We start from the raw sequence: 17,624 nt of genomic DNA on the forward strand, positions 1-17,624 counted from the left end.
CTCAGTTTTCCTCAGAATGCCCCGCATATAACCACGGGAAGCGCTGTTTGTGCCGTTCCTCGAAGGCGCGGATGTCGGCGGCGTGTTGCAGGGTCTGGCCGATGTCGTCCAGCCCGTAGTAGAGCGCGTGTTTGCGGAACGCATCCACGCTGAACGGATAGCTGGCCGCGCCGCAGCGTATCCGCTCGGCGTCCAGATCGACGCTGATGCTCACCGTCTCCGCCGCCTGCGTCGCCGCAAACAGCGCTTCGGCGGTGGCTTCATCCACTTGCGCGGGCAGAACGCCGTTTTTGAAGCAGTTGCTGTAAAAGATGTCGCCGAACGATGGCGCAATCACCGCGCGGAAGCCGTATTCATCCAGTGCCCACACCGCGTGTTCGCGCGAGGAGCCGCAGCCGAAATTCGCCCCGGCAAGCAGGAATTTTGCGCCCTGGTAGCGCGCTTCGTTCAGCACGAAGGCGGGGTTGGGTGCGCGATCGGGCAGGTAGCGCCAGTCGTCGAAGAGGTACTGCCCGAAGCCGCTTTTTGTGATGAGTTTCAGGTATTGCTTCGGCAGAATCGCGTCGGTGTCGATATTGCTGCGGTAAAGCGGCGCGAGTACGCCGCTTTCGGTGGTAAATGCCTTCATAAAAGCTCCCTCACGTCAACGAAATGTCCCGCCACGGCCGCCGCTGCCGCCATCGCCGGGCTGACCAGATGCGTGCGCGCGCCCTGTCCCTGCCGCCCCTCGAAATTGCGGTTCGAGGTGGAAGCGCAACGTTTACCCGCACTGAGGCGGTCGGCGTTCATCGCGAGACACATTGAGCAGCCGGGCGAACGCCATTCAAAGCCCGCTTCCATGAATATACGGTCTAACCCTTCCGCTTCCGCTTGTGCTTTTACCAACCCGGAACCCGGCACGACCAGCGCCGTTTCAATGCCGCTGGCCACGTGTTTGCCGGCGACGATCTGCGCTGCAACGCGCAAATCCTCGATGCGCGCATTGGTGCAGGAGCCGATGAAGACGGCATCCAGCGGCACTTCGCCAATCGCCTGTCCCTCGCGCAGCCCCATGTAGGCCAGCGCGCGCGCGTAGGCATCGCGCTGGTTGGCGTCGCGCGCGTCATCGAGATGCGGCACACGCCCGCCGACATCGATGACCATTTCCGGCGAGGTGCCCCAGCTCACCTGCGGCGCAATCGCCGCCGCATCGAGCAGCACCTCGCGATCGAACACCGCATCATCATCGCTGACCAAGGTGCGCCAGTAGGCTTCCGCCTGCGCCCACAGCGCGCCCTGCGGCGCAAACGGGCGGCCACGGAAATAATCCACCGTCTTGTCATCGACCGCGACCATCCCGGCGCGCGCGCCCGCCTCAATCGACATATTGCACATCGTCATCCGCCCTTCCATCGACAGCGCCCGCACCGCGCTGCCGGCAAATTCCAGCGTGTAGCCCGTGCCGCCCGCCGTGCCGATGGTGCGGATGACCGTCAGCATCAAATCCTTGGCGAACACGCCAGCGGGCATTTCGCCTTCGATGCGGATACGCATCGCCTTCGTCTTCTTCTGCGGCAGGCACTGCGTGGCGAGGACGTGTTCCACCTCGCTCGTGCCGATGCCGAAGGCCAGCGCGGCGAACGCGCCATGTGTGGACGTATGCGAATCGCCGCAGACCACCGTCATGCCGGGCAGGGTCAGACCCTGTTCCGGTCCGACCACGTGGACAATCCCCTGCCGCCGGTCGAGGCGGTCAAAGAGACGCACCCCGAACTCGGCACAATTTTTTTCCAGCGCCTCCACCTGCGCGCGGGCGACGGGATCATCAATGCCGCGCTCCGGATGCAGCGTCGGCACATTGTGATCCGGCACCGCCTGAATGGAGGCAGTGCGCCACGGTGCGCGTTTTGCCTTGCGCAGACCGTCGAACGGCTGCGGCGAGGTCACCTCGTGCACCAGATGCCGGTCAATATAGAGCAGCACCTGCCCCGCCTCCTCGCGCACTACATGCGCCTGCCACACCTTGTCGTATAACGTTTGCCCTGACATGAAAAAACCTTCTTATCTTGTTATCTGAGTGGGAGATCCCGGCACACGCCGCCCGGTAGTCGTTCAAGGCATAAATCACGCCGGACTCCGCACGCAATGTTTTATAACACTTTAAAAAACGGGGCGTTACGCCAAGGCCCCGGTCGGCTGCCACCGTTCCCGGGACCAAAGGGTACGCCGCAAGAAGAGTTTATCATTGCCGCCTGCCTGCTGATAAACAGGCTGCATCGGCAAGTCGTTACCGCCGCCTTCCGCGAGCGGTGCGGTATTCATTCTGCCCAGCGCACGATGTCCGACAACGGGCGGCGCGGTTTCGCACTGATGTCGCGGGCGCGGTAGCCAAACGTCACGGCGACGGACACGCCGTAATCCGCCGTATCCAGCAGCCCTTCCTCGCTGAGGATGCGGTTCACGGCTTCGTAGTCCATACCTTCGATCGGGCAGGAATCGATGCCGAGCATCGCCGCGCCGGTCATCATGTTGGCGAGGGCGATGTAGGTCTGCTTGCAGGCCCAGTCGAAGAGGGCGCGTTCGTCGTCGGCGATGCGCAGGTCGTGGGTCTGGAAATTTTTATAGGCTTCAAGTGTCTGCGGCACCTGTTCGGGCGGGATGCCGCGTCTGGCGATGACTTCGCGGAAAAAGGCGGTGTCGTAGCGGGCGTGTTTTTTGGCGAGGAGGATGACGAAGTGGCTGGCATCATCCAGCGTGTTGCGCGTCCCCCAGGCGACGGGCTTGATTTTGGCGCGCAGGGCGCGGTTCTGCACGACGATGAAACGCCACGGCTCGGAGCCGACCGAGCTCGGCGAGAGGCGGGCGCATTCGAGGATGGTGGCGAAATCGTCGGCGCTGATGGTGCGCGCGGGGTCGTAGTAGCGGGTGGCGGCGCGGCGGCGGAAGATGTCGAGCGTTTGTTCGCGGGTCAGGATCATGGGATTCTCCGGTGGGTATTAAAGCAAGATAAGGTTACGGCATCGGGCGGGCGACGGCCTGCACGGCGGCCAGTTGTGCCGGATTCAGGCCGGTATGGGCGCCGATGCGCAGATGGGCGGCCAGTTGCCCGGCCACGCCGTCCATCGCCGCCAGCGCGGCGATGGTGACGATTTCCCGCTCCTGATGTTGCAGGCGGTCATCGGCAAAGATGTCGCCGAACAGGTGCGCTTTCAGGTAACGGTCGATGTGCGGCGAGAAGGTAAAGAGCGGCCCGCCGACCGGCTGCCCGGCCAGCGCGGTTTGCACTTCCGTGCCGATCACGGTCATGTCCACGGCGGGGATGGCGGCGGCGGGGCGGCCGGGGGCGGTGCTTTTGCCCGCCGCCTGCCGCGCTTCGACGGTCGCGAGCAGGGTGGCAAGCGCGTTCAGGCTGCGCGGGAAACCGCAGTAGGCGTAGAGCTGTTCCAGCGCGCTTTTGCTTTCTTCCACCGTCAGCGCGGCGTGGTCGAAGGCGTCATCAAGCGCGGCGGCCAGTGCCGCCTGATCGCCGCGCGCGGTGGCGGCGGCAAGGCGGGCGAGGGCGGTTTGTTTGGCGGTGAGGTTCATGGGCGGCTCCGGGTTTACAGGGCGTTATAAGCGGCGTCATCGACCGGTTCACACCACTCTGTGCTGGCGCCTGCTTTCGGCACGGTCACGGAAAGATGCGAGAACCAGCCGTCTTTCGTCGCCCCGTGCCAGTGCTTGACCCCGGCGGGGATATTGACGGTGTCGCCGGGGCGCAGGCGGCGCGCGGGCCCGCCCGCTTCCTGATACCAGCCTTCGCCCGCCGTGCAGAGCAGGATTTGCCCCGCGCCGTGGTGGATGTGCCAGTGGTTGCGGCAGGCGGGGGCGAAGGTAACGTTATGCACGGCGGCATCGCCCTCGGCGAGGGTGGCGAGATAGCTGCTGCCGCTGAAATATTGCGCGTAAGCGGTGTTTTCTGCGCCTTGCGGGAAGATTTGCGGGAAGGACATGGTTTTTCCTCGGTTATGGGTGGAAGCGGCATTGTACGGCGGTGATGGCTGCTTGTTGCCGATAAGGTCTATGCGGGATTTTCATGAACGCGTGGTGCGCGACGGGCATAAAAAACCGCCCGCAGGCGGCGCAGGGCGCTTGATCCGGCAACCGCGCCGCCCGGATGACAACCGCCTCCATATGGTCGCCTCTTGTCGGCAGTGATAAAAATGCAGCGATGGGTGATAGCGGAATGTGGTTATATGTCCCTCCATTTCCGCTGAGAAGGAGGGTTCATGAGCGATAAAAAAGAAGGCAAAAGTTTCCGCTGGTATTTTCGCGACAGGCAGCGCGGCTATTTTGTGGTCTGCATTATCGTGCTGGTCTTGATGGGCTTGATACCTTTTCCCGTGATCATGAAAGAATCGAAGATGGGTAATGCTTTTTCCAGCGGGATAATCTTTTCCGTTCTTTGTTTTGGCTTTGCTTTTGCCGTTTATTTTTTGCATTTGAGCCGCTGGGCGGCTTCTGTTTCCCGCAAGCCGGAATATGTGGCTTTTGATGCCGGGGGATTTTCCTTTTATTTCTATAAAAGGGCGGAGCGGATACGGTGGGAAGATATTGAGAAGATAGAGTTTGTTCAGATTTACCATCACCGGATGCGCTGCTATGCGCGGATCGTCGTGCATGACAGATGGGAGAATCAGGCTGATTTTGATACGACGGAAATCCGTAGAGAATCTCCGAGGATGTTTTATTTGATGATCATCATCTTCTTGCCCATTATGGTGATCAGGCCATCGGCTGAATTTTTAATGCTTGTTCTGATGCCGATGTTACTGGTTATTGTCCTGCTGGTCATGGTGGGCGCTGTGATTTACGGTCTTTCGCTTTCCGAGTGGGAGAAAAAACATTATTTGCCCAAAGTGGCCAAAGAAATCCGGGAGGCGATTATTTATTACGGACAGGGCGATCTCATTCGCTATCGCGATGTGCGTGGGAAGCAAAGCGTATAATCCCGCCATTCCCCCACGGCTTCCCCCTTATGCACGTCCACGTCCCCCTCGCTGCCTTGACCGCGCCGCTGCGCGACCTGCTTGCCTACCGCGACCGTCCGCAGCTTTTCGCCCTGCTGATTTATCAGGCCATCACCACCACTGGTTTTACCCTGCTCATCCCGCTCGTTTCCGTGCATTTTGTCGGCGATGTCGGCATGGCGGCGGCGACAGTCGGCATGGCGCTCGCCCTGCGGCAGATCAGCCAGCAGGGGTTGACCTTCATCGGCGGGATGCTCGCCGACCGCTACGGCCTGAAACCGGTGCTTTGTTCCGGCCTCATCATCCGTGCCGTCGGCTTTTTCATGCTCGGTTTTGCGACGACGCTGCCAGTCTTCTTCACCGCGCTGCTTTTCACCGGCCTCGGCGGGGCGCTGTTTGATGCGCCGTTCCAGGCGGCGACGGTCGCCATGACCCGCCCGGACGAACGCCGCCAGTTTTATCTGATTGCCAACTACCTCACCGGCCTCGCTTCCACGATCGGCCCGCTGCTTGCCATCGCCCTGCTCGCCATCGGCTTTCACGCGGTGGGGATTGCCGCCGGCGGCTGTTTCCTCGCCAACGTTTTCGTCGCGCTGCGCTATTTCCCGGATACGCGCCAACAGGCGGCAGCGGCGGCGGGTGATGACGACGGCACCCCGCATCTGCGCAGTCTGCTGCGTGATCGCGCTTATCTGCACTTCGTCGCCATCCTCTGCGGCTACTGGTTCGTGGTGATGCAGGTCAACATCAGCTTCCCGCTGCTCGCCGAAGCGCTCACCGGCACGAAGGCCAGCGCCGGGCTGTTTTATACGTACAGCTCCGTCCTCACCCTCCTCCTGCAATATTTCCTCGTGCGCCGCCTGCAACGCCATTTCGCCAGCCACCAACTGCTGATTGCGGGGACACTGGTGATGACGCTGGGCACGTTTCTGCTCGGCACGTCGCCGAATTTCGCCGTCTTCCTGCTCTGGATCAGCGTCTATACCCTCGGCTACCTCACCGCCCGCCCGATGCTCGATATTCTCGTCGCCCACCTTGCCCACCCGCGTGCGCTGGGATTGTACGTCGGCTTCAGCGCGGTCAGCATCGGCCTCGGCGGCGGGCTCGGCAACTTCATCGGCGGCTGGTTGTACGACCTCGGCAAGGCACACGACCTGCCGCTCCTGCCGTGGTGCGTCTTCGCCGCCGTCGGCGTCGCCACCGCCTGGCAACTCGCGCGTTATTTCAAAAAACACCCGCAGGCGGTGACACAATAATCCCGCCCGCCGTGATACATTGCCCCTTTCCCCCGTACCGGACACCCCATGAAACCAGAGAACAACATCATCGTCATTTTCGGCGCCTCCGGCGATCTCACCCGCCGCAAGCTCATCCCCGCCCTCTACCACCTCTTCAAAAACAACCAGTTGCCGGAACAGTTTGCCGTCCTCGGCGCGAGCCGCAGCGAGCTGGATGACGCCTCATTCCGCGACGCCATGCGGCAGAACCTCATCGAAAAAGAAAACGCGGGCGGGCAGACGCTGGATGATTTCTGCACCCGCCTCTACTACCAACCGCTCAACACCGCCGACCGCGACGATTACGGCAAACTCGTGCCGCGTCTTGATGCCCTGCACGCCGAATACCAGACCGGTGGCAACACCCTCTACTATCTTTCCACCCCGCCCAGTCTCTACGGCATCATCCCCGCCTGTCTCGCCGCACACGGCCTGAACAGCGAAAATCACGGCTGGAAACGTCTCATCGTGGAAAAACCCTTTGGCTACGATGCCAAAACCGCGCGCGAGCTGGACGCAACCATCCACCACGACTTCCTCGAACACCAGATTTACCGTATCGACCACTACCTCGGCAAAGAAACCGTGCAGAACCTGCTGGTGCTGCGCTTCTCCAACGGCCTGTTCGAGCCGCTCTGGAACCGGAACTACATCGACTACGTGGAAATCACCGCCGCCGAAACCATCGGCGTGGAAAACCGGGGCGGCTACTACGACGGCTCCGGAGCGGTGCGCGACATGTTCCAGAACCACCTCCTGCAAATCCTGGCGATGGTGGCGATGGAACCGCCCGCGCTGATCGATGCCGACTCCATGCGTGACGAAGCGGCGAAAGTCCTGCACAGCCTGCATCCGCTCGATGCCGAATACCTGAAAAACAACCTCGTCCTCGCCCAATACGGCAAAGGCGAAATCAATGGCCGGGCGGTTCCCGGCTACCGTCAGGAAAAAGGCGTCGCCCCGGACAGCAGCACCGAAACCTACATGGCGCTGCGCCTGCAAATCGATAACTGGCGCTGGAGCGGCGTACCCTTCTACATCCGCACCGGCAAATACCTGCCGCTGCGCTTCACCGAAGTCGTCATCCACTTCAAAACCACGCCGCACCCCGTCTTCAACCAGCGCGCGCCGGAAAACAAACTCATCCTCCGCATCCAGCCGGACGAAGGCATCGCCATGCGCTTCGGTCTGAAAAAACCGGGCGCGGGCTTCGAATCCGAAGAAGTGGCGATGGATTTCCGCTACGCCGACCTCGCCAACAACAATGTCCTCACCGCTTACGAACGCCTCCTGCTCGATGCGATGAAAGGCGACGCCACCCTGTTTGCGCGTACCGACGCCGTGCACGCCTGCTGGAAATACGTCCAGCCCATCCTCGATTACAAGGCGAACCGGGGCGCCATCGCCAGCTACGAACCCGGCAGCTGGGGTCCGGTTGAAGCGGACAAAATGATTGCGCGCAGTGGCCGCGTCTGGCGGCAGCCGAGAAAAGCCTGAGACAAGAGGTATCGCCCATGCAAAGCACCCACATCCACGCCGACAGCGATGCCCTCGTCGCCCACATCGCCGCCGAACTCGCCGCTATCAGCCACCGCCCGGCGGCGCAGCACATCGCCCTCTCCGGCGGCAGCACCCCCAAACAACTCTACCGCCTGCTCGCCGGCGAACCGTGGCGCGGGCGCGTCAACTGGGCGAACCTGCACCTGTGGTGGGGGGACGAACGCTGCGTCCCGCCGCAAGACCCCGAAAGCAACTACGGCGAAGCCGGACGCCTGCTGCTCGCCCACGTCCCCGTGCCCGCCGCCTACATCCACCGCATGCGCGGCGAAGCCGACCCCGCCGCAGAACGCGCCCGCTACGCCGCCGACATCGCCGCCCATATCCCCGATGGCCGCTACGACTGGATTCTCCTCGGCATCGGCGACGACGGCCACACCGCCTCCCTCTTCCCCGGCGCGACCGACTACGCGAGCGAAGGAACCGTTGCCATCGCCCGCCACCCGCAGAGCGGGCAAATCCGCCTGACCCTGACCGCGCCGCTCATCATGCGCGGCAAACGCCTCAGCTACCTCGCGACCGGCAGCGGCAAAGCCGCCATCCTCAAACAAATCGCCGCCGGCGCGGACTACCCCGCCGCCCGCATCCGTGCCACAGACGGCACGACCGAGTACCACCTCGATCATGCCGCAGCGGCGCAACTGTCATAACCACCCATCCACCAATCCACAACAGGAGCAGACATGCCAAAAGCAGACATCGGTGTCATCGGCCTTGCCGTCATGGGCCAAAACCTCATCCTCAACATGAACGATCACGGCTACCACGTCGTTGCCTATAACCGCACCACCGCCAAAGTGGACGAATTCCTGCAAGGTGCGGCCAAAGGCACCCACATCAGCGGTGCGCACAGCATCCCGGAACTCGTGGAAAAACTGAAAAGCCCGCGCATCATCATGCTCATGGTGCGCGCCGGCGACGTGGTGGACCAATTCATCGACCAGCTTGTCCCCCACCTCGCCCCCGGCGACATCATCATCGATGGCGGCAACTCCCATTACCCCGATACCACCCGCCGCGTCCATGCCCTGCGCGACAAAGGCATCCGCTACGTCGGCGCCGGCGTCTCCGGCGGTGAAGAAGGCGCGCGCCACGGCCCTTCCATCATGCCGGGCGGCGATATCGAGGCCTGGCCGCACATCAAACCCATCCTGCAAGCGATTGCTGCCAAAACCCCGGACGGCGAACCCTGCTGCAACTGGGTTGGCGCCGATGGCGCGGGGCACTTCGTGAAAATGGTGCACAACGGCATCGAATACGGCGACATGCAGCTCATCTGCGAGGCCTACCACATCATGAAAGACGGCCTCGGCCTCGATTACGACACCATGCACCGTGTCTTTACCGAGTGGAACAAAACTGAACTCGACAGCTACCTCATCCAGATCACCGCCGCCATCCTCGCCTACAAAGACACCGACGGCAGCCCGCTGGTCGAACACATCCTCGACACCGCCGGGCAAAAAGGCACCGGCAAATGGACCGCCATCAACGCCCTCGACCACGGCATCCCGCTCACCCTCATCAGCGAAGCCGTCTTCGCGCGCAGCATATCCGCCGCCAAAGATGCACGTGTGGCCAACGCCGCCCACTTCCCGCGCCCCGCCGCCCGCTTCGACGGCGACAGCGCCACCTGGACAGAAGCCCTGCGCAAAGCCCTGCTTGCCGCCAAAATCATCTCCTACGCCCAGGGCTTCATGCTCATCCGCGAAGCCTCCGAACAACACGGCTGGCACATCGACTACGGCGCGACCGCCATGCTGTGGCGCGAAGGCTGCATCATCCGCAGCCGCTTCCTCGGCGACATCCGCGACGCCTACGCGCAAGACCCCAACCTTACCTTCCTCGGTACCGCGCCCTACTTCCGCACCATCCTGCAACAAAACCTCGCCGACTGGCGCAAAGTTGCCGCCGCCGCCATCAGCCACGGCATCCCCGTGCCGTGCATGACCTCGGCGCTGACCTTCCTCGACGGCTACACCAGCGCACAACTGCCTGCCAACCTGCTGCAAGCCCAGCGCGATTACTTCGGCGCGCACACCTACGAACGCACCGACCAACCGCGCGGCAAATACCACCACACCAACTGGACCGGCACCGGCGGCGATACCGCTTCGACCACCTACGACGCTTGAGATGTTTGTTTTAGCTCTAGGCAAAAAAGCCGCCTTGCGGCGGCTTTAATAAAATTCTAAAAATCTTGGGTATTAGAATGACAACAGTATATGAACAATATAAAAAAGAAATGATAGAAAAGATAGACAGTTGTAAAACTGACTTTAAGTATCAACCTATTTTGTTTATAGGATCTGGATTCTCAAAAAGATATTTAAATGGTCCAAATTGGATTGAATTATTACAAGAGATGACCAAGATATGCCCTAATATAAAAAGAGACTTTCCATATTATCAGCAGAAAAAACATAGTGATCTAGCGGCGGTAGCTTCAGATTTTGTGAAATTTTTTAGAACTTGGGCATGGAAAGATAAAGGGAAATTTCCAGAGAAACTTTTTTCTCTTGATGTCCCTGAAGATGCTTATTTAAAGTATAAGGTTAGTAATTTATTTACTGAGCTGATTGATAATAATGGCTCTTTAAATCATTTGTCTGAAGAATATCATGAAGAACTAATGAACCTAAAACAGATATGTCCACAAGCTATTATTACTACTAATTATGATACTTTCTTGGAAGATAAAGTTTTTACTGAATATGCTCCCGTCGTAGGGCAAAAAATCATTACTGATATCTTATGGGATGTAGGGGAAATTTATAAAATCCATGGATGTGCTAGAGAATATTCAAGCCTTGTCCTAACAAAAGAAGATTATGTTAGGTTTAATAAAAGTTCTAAGTATCTAGCAGCTAAATTACTTACTTTTTTTCTTGAACATCCAATTATCTTTATTGGTTATAGTGCAGCAGATGAGAATATAAAAAATATATTATCTGATGTTAACCTGGCTTTGGGATACAATGGTAGATTGATGCCTAATATGTTTTTTATAAGATGGGAAAAAGATCTTGACGGGAACAAATCATATCCACGCGAATGTTCTATTTCTCTATCAGAAGGTGTAGATTTTAGGATAAACAATATATCAGCAAGAGACTATAATTGGATATTTAAAGCATTTAAAAATATAAATTTAATAGATAATTTTAATCCTAAGATTTTGCGAGCATTACAATCTAGACAATATAAGCTGATTCGAGAAGACATTCCTAAGAGCAAAATACAGGTTAATTATGAGTATTTAACTTCATACTCTAATGCTGATGGTGGAACTCTCGTGAAGTTATATGGGATTGCGGATGCTGCTACAGTTGCTGCTATGAGCGCAAACTTTCCTTATACACTTACTGTTTTAGCTAATAGACTTGGTTATAAAAGCTGGCATGGAGCTAACAAATTAATAGAAAAAATTAAAAAAGATAATAATGGTTTTGATATAAAAGCATCAGATAATATCTATCATGTCTGTATATTACAGCTAAATAACTGCCATTTATATTCAGAGGCTGCCTTGCAATTACTTGAAAAAGTCAAAAATAATCTGCCTTATACATTGGAGGAAAACCCAGTTTAGCCATAATAATAAAATTAACCCATTTCTCTGTCCTATCTAAATCCTGTCTCAACTAAATTACGTCCCCATGAAAACCCTCCTCCTCACCAGCCTCCTCCTGCTCACCGCTTGCGCCCAACAGCCGACGTCCACCGCCGCCCGGCATGACACGCACGGCAACCACATCGGCATCTCGAACGAAAGCGGCGACACCGAGTTGTACGGCAGCATTGGTATCCGCGCCAAAGCCAGCAAATAGGACCTTTCCATGACACGCAGTCAGCAAAACATCGCCCCCATCACCCCCGAAGGAAACCCCGTGAACACCAATAACAGCCTCCCCCCGAAAAAAAGCAGAGCCCCGCTCTTTATCCTGTTCTTCAGCGCTGCCATCGTTTTCACCCTGCTGCTGATGTCCGGCGGCAGCATGTATACCGTGGATCAGGGTGAGCGCGGCGTCGTCCTCCATTACGGCGAAGTGAGCAAAGTGGCCGAACCCGGCCTGCATTTCAAAATGCCCTACATTGACCGTGTCGTGCGTATCCCGGTGCGCACCACCACCGGCAGCATGAAAGACGTGTTCGCCTATTCCAGCGACCAGCAACCGGCGCACATTACCCTTTCCGTGACTTTTTCCATCACCGAAGACGGCGTGGAAGCGCTCTACACCCAGTTCGGCAAAACCGAGAATCTCTACGAGCTGGCGATTACCCCTATCGTCAAACAAGAGCTGAAAACCGTCTTCGGCCAGTTCACCGCCATCCGCTCCGTGTAGCACCGCGAAGAGCTGAACAACCGCAGCAAGGATGCCATCGTGAATGCGCTCGCCAAATACCCCTACCTGCGCATCGCCAGTGTGCAGATAGAAAACGTCGATTTCTCTGATGCTTACGAGCAGACGATTGAAGACCGCATGAAAGCGGAGGTGGAAGTCGAGCGTTACAAACAAAACCTCGAACGCGAACGTATCGAAGCGCAAATCGCCGCCACCCGCGCCCAGGGGCTGGCCGATGCGCAGATCAAAGCGGCGGAAGCCGAAGCCAAGGCGATCGAACTGCGCTCGAAAGCGGAAGCGGATTCCATCAACACCAAAGGCGAAGCCCTGCGCAAGAATCCGGAAATCATCCGCCTGATGCAGGCGGAACGATGGAACGGCGTCCTGCCGCGCACCATGCTGCCGGGCGGCAGTGTGCCGATGCTGACCCTGCCGGCGGAAGAACAGCCGTGAGGGACAGGCGGGGCGGCGGCAAGCCGCCCCGTTTTTCTTGTGCCCACGGCCTCCGGTTACGCGCCAAAGCCCCGGAAACGACCTGCCGTAGCGCGGGCTTCCGCCCGCCATTCACGCGGCGGCGGGCGGAAGTCTGCCCTGCGCCCGCCAAGCGGCGTAAATACCGGGTTTGTAGAGACGTTGCAGGCAACGTTCCATGCCAATCCCAAGAAGTAAAACAAAGTTCGTAGGGTGGGCTTCAGCCCACCATTGATATTGTCGCGGCAAACAGCGGTTCTTGTAGAGACGTTACCTGCAACGTTTCAAAATCGAAAACGTGCGGTTCTCCCGCTTTTTGCGTTCTTACCAAGAACGCAAAAGGCAGGCTGCGCCTGCCCGATGGGCTGAAGCCCATCCTACGCCCGCCCTGCGTTGTGTTTTGGTGCCGCCCGGCGGTTTGTGTTTGCCCCCCGATACGCAAAAAGGCAGGCTGCGCCTGCCCGATGGGCTAAAGCCCATCCTACGTCCGCCAGGCGGCGTAAATACCGGGTTTGTAGATACTTTTTCTGATTTCGTCATACCGCCTAAGTGTACAGCGAAAGCTGTACATGGCTGAAACAATAGCACATTCCCATTATGTATGTGCAAGGTTTGTGTTTGGTTTGGTTTTCTCGACAATGTTTTTGACCTCTTCGTCGCTACCGCAGAATACGTCGATCTCAAACACATAGTGGTAGAGCTTGCTGTATCCGTTCAGCGGATTATTCGGGGATTTCAGTATATGGAATTCATGCAGCTGTCCTCGCGGACCTTTGATATTTTTCTTGTTGCTGTGTATGGCTTTTTGTACCCGTTCGGCTGATGCTTTGTTTTCCGGTAGCCCAAGGGCTTCGTTGGCAAAGCGCATAAAAATCCGGGGCGAGACCACGGCGATTACGTCACGGCCTTTGTAGGTAACTTTTTGCACCATGCCGCTCGATTCGTTGATGACGAAACTCTTGTCGAGGATTTTTGCCCGGCACCAGGTAAAAAATCGTTCGTCCAGGTTGTTGTCCGGCGTAGCGCCTATGGCTTCTGCTGATGTGGTCACCGCTGTTTGGGGTGCAAGCGGTTTTTTCGCTGTTCTTTTCTGCTCGTTACGCGTCAGTCCCGTTTTGACGGCTACGTTTTTTTCGGATTTTGTGTCCTTTTCTGCCAACGTTGTTGTCGGAGCCTTGACCGGTTTTGCCGTCGGCACATCGTCAATGATGTCATCGTCATCTGTTGCCACCATCTCAGAGGCGTCCGGTGTTATTACACCTGCAGAAAATACTGCTGTGGCCTGTATGGTTGCCGCTTCCGGTAAGGGGGTATCGCCAGGGGTGTCACCTGTGGCTGTTTGGGGAATGGCGGCTGTCCGGATAGCTGGGGTTGTGCCGCTATCATTGGCACCCGTGTCGCTCTGCCTAGTCGTTTTTGCCACAGATACAGTTTTTTCTTCGCGATAGTCGCCTTCTGGTCTGACCAGAGGGTCATCATCGGCGGATGCAGGCATAACGCTGTTGTCATCAATGGTAACAGGCGGGATGCGCGTCTTTTCATCTGTTGCCGTCTGGTCGTGATGCACTTTGCCTGTTGCAGCACTCTTCGCGGTATTCCCCCCTGTTTCAGGCAGAGGTACGTGTTCGTCATCCAGATAGTCTTCAAAGCTGTCATCTTCGGTAAGAGGCACAGGCGTAATCGCTCGTCCGTCGCCTGTTGCAGCGCTTTTGTCGTATTGCCCTCCTGTTACAGGTGGCGTAAATGCGGGTTCGCCTGTTACAGATTGTGTGACTTTTGTTGTCCCTATCCCGGGCTCGGCGTTTTTGCCTGCAACTTCGCTGACACTGCCACCAAACGGCTGTGGAAGAACGCGAAAGAGTTTGTCGCTTGCAAATTTCAGTACGCTGAAGGTCTGTGCCTTGTCCTGCCAGACGCGGCGAATGTAATGGATGCTCTGCCCCGTACCCGGGTTGGTTTCGGCAAAACCGTATTCTTGCAGGATGTCAAAGACGCGGTTGTTGTCGTGGGGAATATCGGTCTGTCCTTGTGCGGCCAAGGTTTCGCGCAGCGTATCGGCAAGCGTTTTGCTGACAATGTAGGTCGCACGCATGTCGGCCGAGGTATAGACGTTGCCATTGCTTTTGTTGATGACAAAGTGGTTGTCGGCCAAAAGCTGCCGCAGTTGTGTCATCAGGCGTTCGCCAATGTTTTCGAGATACGCACCCGGGAATTTACGCGTTGGGCTGTGAGCCAGACTTTGTCCAGTTGAGGCTCTGTCGGCAGCACGAATGATGTCGCCGATACTACCTGCATGGGTATCGTCATCATGCAGGTAGGCCATGAGCTCTTGCATGATGTGCAGTTGCGTCATCAGAAAATCCAGGCCGATGGCCGGAAAAATTCGCGCAGCGAACGCCAGCCCGATTTGGGTGTGCAGGGCATGGTATTTGGCAGACTGGAAGTGCAGGCGGTAGTAACCCTCTTGCGGCAGTTGCTGCGCGAAGGGATCGAAGGCGCGGCCTTTGTCGGTCTCGAAGCGGCAGAGGGTAAGGCGTTTGCCGATATCATGCAGGAGCACGCCGGCGAAGACGGCATAGGTCCACACCTGTCGCTGTTTTTCTTGTTCTTCTTGCGCTGCCATTTGCGGCAGCTTGTACTGGCGGCGCAGGCTGAGGGCGTATTCGAGGACTTCGAGGGTATGAATGAAGAGACCGCCGGGGACAGCATGGTGATGCGCTTGCGAAGCCGGCATCAGTTGTACCACTTCGGCGAAGCGGTCGATCACGTCTTGATAGAGGATTTGATAGCGGACATCGTCAATTTGTACGATGCGTTTGATATTGCGCAGACGGTTTTGTTGCCCGGTCAAGGCAATCAGACCGGCGGCATCGAGTATCGGCAGGCGGTTAAAATCCAGTGCCCCGTAATCATCGGGGCCAATTTTTTTGGCAAAGAGTTGACTAAAGCGCTCACGCTGCCGGGCGAAGATTTTCATGGTGCCGCTGCCTGTCGTCCATAAATATCAACGCGACTATCGATCCAGTCCTGAATTAAATCCGTGGAAGGATAGGCCTCGGCGTTAGGTCGGCAGCGAATTTCGAGATGGCGGTTGCGGCTGAGAAAATCGGCCAATGATTCTTCCAGTGCGTCCCAGATGGCGACATTGCGCCTGCTGTCGTCTTTGGCTTTGGCGACGACGCGATAACGGAAGCATTCCAGCTCGGTGATGAAGCGGCGGATGGCTAGGTTCAATTTTCTTGGCGTCGCCTGCGGATAGATGATGTCCAGTTCACTGAGGAAGGGTTCGAGTTGTGCCTGCGGCAGGTGATCGCGCTCGACGGCAAGGTTGTCAAAGCCGCCATAGTGGTCAAGCAATGTGTGGATGACGGGGTCGAAGCGCTCGATGGCCTGTCGGTAGAGTGGTGCGAGGTCGTCGGTGGTCATCGCTGTTCCTTTAAGCCTTTAAGGCCGTTAAAAACCGTTAAGCCCTTGAACACCTTTCTGCCCCTGGGCTTTACCTTTTCCTTTGCCGTTACACACCCGCCCCATTGGGCGGGTGTTCCTTTACGGCTAGGAACCGTTCGCCATTCTAGGCCGCAGGCGCTTTAGGCCTTTACGAAATTGGCGCTTTTTATCCCGCTAATTTTTACCAATTAAACGGACAGCCGACTTGCCACCCATAAAAATGATGCCAACTTCACATCCACGGAGAGGCAATGTCACCGGTTCGCAAGTTTCCCACCATTGTGCTGGCCGCCTGCATGGCGACTGCCGCTGCGCAAACCTTTTACGGCAACGGTTACACCATTATTGAAGGCATGGAAGCCGAGACCGGTGGTGATTTGCAGGCCTATGTCTTTAAAACCATTGATGCGGCTACCGTGGAAGACGGTCTGCGGCAATTGCTCAATGGCAGCGGCTGGGCACTGGCGCAACCTATCAACGCCGACCCCAACATCTGGCGGCTCTACCGTCAACCCTGGCCCGACAACAAACGCACCATCAATCCGATGCCGCTGGGCGAAGCACTCGCTTGGATCGCAGGGGATGGCTGGGCGCTGGTGGTTGACCCGGTCAACCGCCTGGTGTCCTTTGAAGTAGCTCCACGCTACGCCCGCATGCCCACCCCATCCGCTACGGATGGCGTGGGCATGACCAACTCCGTCCTTTATCCCGCATCCGGGCGGCAGACGGCTGCGCCGACTGCCGCGTCAAGCGGAACCCACGGCGAAACCACGCCCTCGGGCGCGGCCTATCCGGTCAATTACGGCGGGGTGTATGTCGATGCATCCACGCTGTCCGTCTATCCGGGCAACGCACCGTCCTCTTCTTTTCATGACAGCCGTTATGACACCACCGCTGCCTATCGCGGCGACGCGCGTGCCTACCGCCAGGACGGCGCACAAGCGGCGCCCGCACAGCCGGTCAGGCGCAGCACGGCGACAGTCCCCCAAGCGTCCGCCGCTGCAACAGGCAAAACGGCTGCGAATACCCCTGCTACAGACAACAAGGGGAAAACATCGACCATGACCAAAACCGCCAACAGCAAGACCGGCAAGAGCCGTCAAGCGGACGCGCCGACCGGGACAAAGAAGACCGCCGTTCCGGCGGACACAGGCAAGACAGTAGTTTCAGCAGGCACAGGCAAGACAGCAGTTTCAACAGGCACAGGCAAGACAGCAGTTTCAGCAGGCACAGGCAAAACAGCGCCTTCAACTGACACAGGCCAATCTCCGGCGGTCAAAACCACGGAGGGGCGTCCATGAGATTCCTCTGCTGTATCAGCGTGCTTTGTTTGCTTGCTGCCTGTTCATCCGCCCCGTCCGCCGATCCACGTCATGCCTGCACCTACCGCCAGCGTGACCTCACTGTCAGTTGGTATGAACGCAGTTATTGGTGCACGCCTGATGCCGCGCCATTACCTGCCGTTGCCGGTGGCAAACACGGACATTAAGCCATGTCGTCGTCACGCACCCTGTTATGGCTCACTCTTTTTGCAGTGA

The 17,624-nt window shown here is 57.7% G+C and carries 17 protein-coding genes; 10 read left to right on the forward strand and 7 right to left on the reverse strand.

Features of this window, described 5'->3' with window-relative positions; translation table 11 throughout:
• Window position 1 precedes the first annotated feature (1 nt).
• From leuD to Q0562_RS03075, 5 genes are all read right to left on the reverse strand, one after another.
• On the reverse strand, window positions 2-628 hold the full coding sequence (gene leuD / locus Q0562_RS03055) for a 3-isopropylmalate dehydratase small subunit (RefSeq protein ID WP_298640989.1): 627 nt from the start codon (window positions 626-628) through the stop codon (window positions 2-4).
• Window positions 625-2,028, reverse strand: coding sequence for a 3-isopropylmalate dehydratase large subunit (gene leuC / locus Q0562_RS03060; protein ID WP_298640992.1), 1,404 nt, complete (start codon window positions 2,026-2,028; stop codon window positions 625-627). Before leuC ends, leuD begins: the two co-directional genes overlap by 4 nt.
• A gap of 269 nt (window positions 2,029-2,297) precedes the next feature.
• Window positions 2,298-2,957, reverse strand: coding sequence for an NAD(P)H-dependent oxidoreductase (locus tag Q0562_RS03065; RefSeq protein ID WP_298640995.1), 660 nt, complete (start codon window positions 2,955-2,957; stop codon window positions 2,298-2,300).
• Between the two features lie 34 nt (window positions 2,958-2,991).
• Entirely contained in the window at window positions 2,992-3,564 is a 573-nt protein-coding gene (locus Q0562_RS03070; RefSeq protein ID WP_298640998.1) for a carboxymuconolactone decarboxylase family protein, read from the reverse strand.
• A gap of 14 nt (window positions 3,565-3,578) precedes the next feature.
• On the reverse strand, window positions 3,579-3,971 hold the full coding sequence (locus Q0562_RS03075; protein WP_298641000.1) for a cupin domain-containing protein: 393 nt from the start codon (window positions 3,969-3,971) through the stop codon (window positions 3,579-3,581).
• Window positions 3,972-4,247: 276 nt separating this feature from the next.
• Here Q0562_RS03075 and Q0562_RS03080 point away from each other — a divergent pair, with 276 nt between their 5' ends.
• The 9 genes from Q0562_RS03080 to Q0562_RS13720 all read left to right on the forward strand — a co-directional run bounded on the left by Q0562_RS03080 (window position 4,248) and on the right by Q0562_RS13720 (window position 12,621).
• Window positions 4,248-4,967, forward strand: coding sequence for a hypothetical protein (locus tag Q0562_RS03080; protein WP_298641002.1), 720 nt, complete (start codon window positions 4,248-4,250; stop codon window positions 4,965-4,967).
• A gap of 29 nt (window positions 4,968-4,996) precedes the next feature.
• Entirely contained in the window at window positions 4,997-6,244 is a 1,248-nt protein-coding gene (locus Q0562_RS03085) for an MFS transporter (RefSeq protein WP_298641006.1), read from the forward strand.
• A 48-nt stretch (window positions 6,245-6,292) separates the two neighbouring features.
• Complete coding sequence (zwf, locus tag Q0562_RS03090; protein WP_298641008.1) at window positions 6,293-7,762, forward strand: glucose-6-phosphate dehydrogenase; 1,470 nt, start codon at window positions 6,293-6,295, stop codon at window positions 7,760-7,762.
• A 17-nt stretch (window positions 7,763-7,779) separates the two neighbouring features.
• The gene (gene pgl / locus Q0562_RS03095) at window positions 7,780-8,472 is read left to right on the forward strand and encodes a 6-phosphogluconolactonase (protein ID WP_298641010.1); all 693 of its coding nucleotides are present in this window, start codon (window positions 7,780-7,782) and stop codon (window positions 8,470-8,472) included.
• Between the two features lie 33 nt (window positions 8,473-8,505).
• Window positions 8,506-9,957 carry a decarboxylating NADP(+)-dependent phosphogluconate dehydrogenase gene (gene gnd, locus Q0562_RS03100; protein ID WP_298641012.1) on the forward strand — a complete coding sequence of 484 codons (1,452 nt, stop codon included), beginning with the start codon at window positions 8,506-8,508 and terminating at the stop codon, window positions 9,955-9,957.
• A 77-nt stretch (window positions 9,958-10,034) separates the two neighbouring features.
• Window positions 10,035-11,414: an SIR2 family protein gene (locus Q0562_RS03105; RefSeq protein ID WP_298641014.1), complete on the forward strand. Its 1,380-nt coding sequence runs from the start codon at window positions 10,035-10,037 to the stop codon at window positions 11,412-11,414.
• A gap of 67 nt (window positions 11,415-11,481) precedes the next feature.
• On the forward strand, window positions 11,482-11,652 hold the full coding sequence (locus tag Q0562_RS03110; RefSeq protein WP_156786537.1) for a hypothetical protein: 171 nt from the start codon (window positions 11,482-11,484) through the stop codon (window positions 11,650-11,652).
• Window positions 11,653-11,661: 9 nt separating this feature from the next.
• Window positions 11,662-12,168, forward strand: a complete 507-nt coding sequence (locus Q0562_RS13715; RefSeq protein WP_366144683.1) for an SPFH domain-containing protein — start codon at window positions 11,662-11,664, stop codon at window positions 12,166-12,168.
• Window positions 12,169-12,207: 39 nt separating this feature from the next.
• Complete coding sequence (locus Q0562_RS13720; protein ID WP_366144684.1) at window positions 12,208-12,621, forward strand: hypothetical protein; 414 nt, start codon at window positions 12,208-12,210, stop codon at window positions 12,619-12,621.
• A 613-nt stretch (window positions 12,622-13,234) separates the two neighbouring features.
• Here the strand turns inward: Q0562_RS13720 and mobH are convergent.
• Both mobH and Q0562_RS03125 read right to left on the reverse strand, forming a co-directional pair.
• Complete coding sequence (gene mobH, locus Q0562_RS03120; RefSeq protein WP_298641021.1) at window positions 13,235-15,616, reverse strand: MobH family relaxase; 2,382 nt, start codon at window positions 15,614-15,616, stop codon at window positions 13,235-13,237.
• Window positions 15,613-16,065 carry a hypothetical protein gene (locus Q0562_RS03125; RefSeq protein WP_298641024.1) on the reverse strand — a complete coding sequence of 151 codons (453 nt, stop codon included), beginning with the start codon at window positions 16,063-16,065 and terminating at the stop codon, window positions 15,613-15,615. The genes mobH and Q0562_RS03125 overlap by 4 nt, the downstream gene beginning before the upstream one ends.
• A 272-nt stretch (window positions 16,066-16,337) precedes the next feature.
• Between Q0562_RS03125 and Q0562_RS03130 the strand changes: the two genes are divergently transcribed.
• Window positions 16,338-17,387, forward strand: a complete 1,050-nt coding sequence (locus Q0562_RS03130; RefSeq protein ID WP_298641027.1) for a hypothetical protein — start codon at window positions 16,338-16,340, stop codon at window positions 17,385-17,387.
• Window positions 17,388-17,624 lie beyond the last annotated feature (237 nt).

This window comes from uncultured Cardiobacterium sp., from assembly GCF_938028825.1.
Taxonomy (GTDB): domain Bacteria; phylum Pseudomonadota; class Gammaproteobacteria; order Cardiobacteriales; family Cardiobacteriaceae; genus Cardiobacterium.

Excerpts from the sequence above, each read along its gene's own strand:
- leuD (WP_298640989.1), bottom strand. The coding sequence starts at position 628 with ATGAAGGCATTTACCACCGAAAGCGGCGTACTCGCGCCGCTTTACCGC.
- leuC (WP_298640992.1), bottom strand. The coding sequence starts at position 2,028 with ATGTCAGGGCAAACGTTATACGACAAGGTGTGGCAGGCGCATGTAGTG.
- Q0562_RS03065 (WP_298640995.1), bottom strand. The coding sequence starts at position 2,957 with ATGATCCTGACCCGCGAACAAACGCTCGACATCTTCCGCCGCCGCGCC.
- Q0562_RS03070 (WP_298640998.1), bottom strand. The coding sequence starts at position 3,564 with ATGAACCTCACCGCCAAACAAACCGCCCTCGCCCGCCTTGCCGCCGCC.
- Q0562_RS03075 (WP_298641000.1), bottom strand. The coding sequence starts at position 3,971 with ATGTCCTTCCCGCAAATCTTCCCGCAAGGCGCAGAAAACACCGCTTAC.
- Q0562_RS03080 (WP_298641002.1), top strand. The coding sequence starts at position 4,248 with ATGAGCGATAAAAAAGAAGGCAAAAGTTTCCGCTGGTATTTTCGCGAC.
- Q0562_RS03085 (WP_298641006.1), top strand. The coding sequence starts at position 4,997 with ATGCACGTCCACGTCCCCCTCGCTGCCTTGACCGCGCCGCTGCGCGAC.
- zwf (WP_298641008.1), top strand. The coding sequence starts at position 6,293 with ATGAAACCAGAGAACAACATCATCGTCATTTTCGGCGCCTCCGGCGAT.
- pgl (WP_298641010.1), top strand. The coding sequence starts at position 7,780 with ATGCAAAGCACCCACATCCACGCCGACAGCGATGCCCTCGTCGCCCAC.
- gnd (WP_298641012.1), top strand. The coding sequence starts at position 8,506 with ATGCCAAAAGCAGACATCGGTGTCATCGGCCTTGCCGTCATGGGCCAA.
- Q0562_RS03105 (WP_298641014.1), top strand. The coding sequence starts at position 10,035 with ATGACAACAGTATATGAACAATATAAAAAAGAAATGATAGAAAAGATA.
- Q0562_RS03110 (WP_156786537.1), top strand. The coding sequence starts at position 11,482 with ATGAAAACCCTCCTCCTCACCAGCCTCCTCCTGCTCACCGCTTGCGCC.
- Q0562_RS13715 (WP_366144683.1), top strand. The coding sequence starts at position 11,662 with ATGACACGCAGTCAGCAAAACATCGCCCCCATCACCCCCGAAGGAAAC.
- mobH (WP_298641021.1), bottom strand. The coding sequence starts at position 15,616 with ATGAAAATCTTCGCCCGGCAGCGTGAGCGCTTTAGTCAACTCTTTGCC.
- Q0562_RS03125 (WP_298641024.1), bottom strand. The coding sequence starts at position 16,065 with ATGACCACCGACGACCTCGCACCACTCTACCGACAGGCCATCGAGCGC.
- Q0562_RS03130 (WP_298641027.1), top strand. The coding sequence starts at position 16,338 with ATGTCACCGGTTCGCAAGTTTCCCACCATTGTGCTGGCCGCCTGCATG.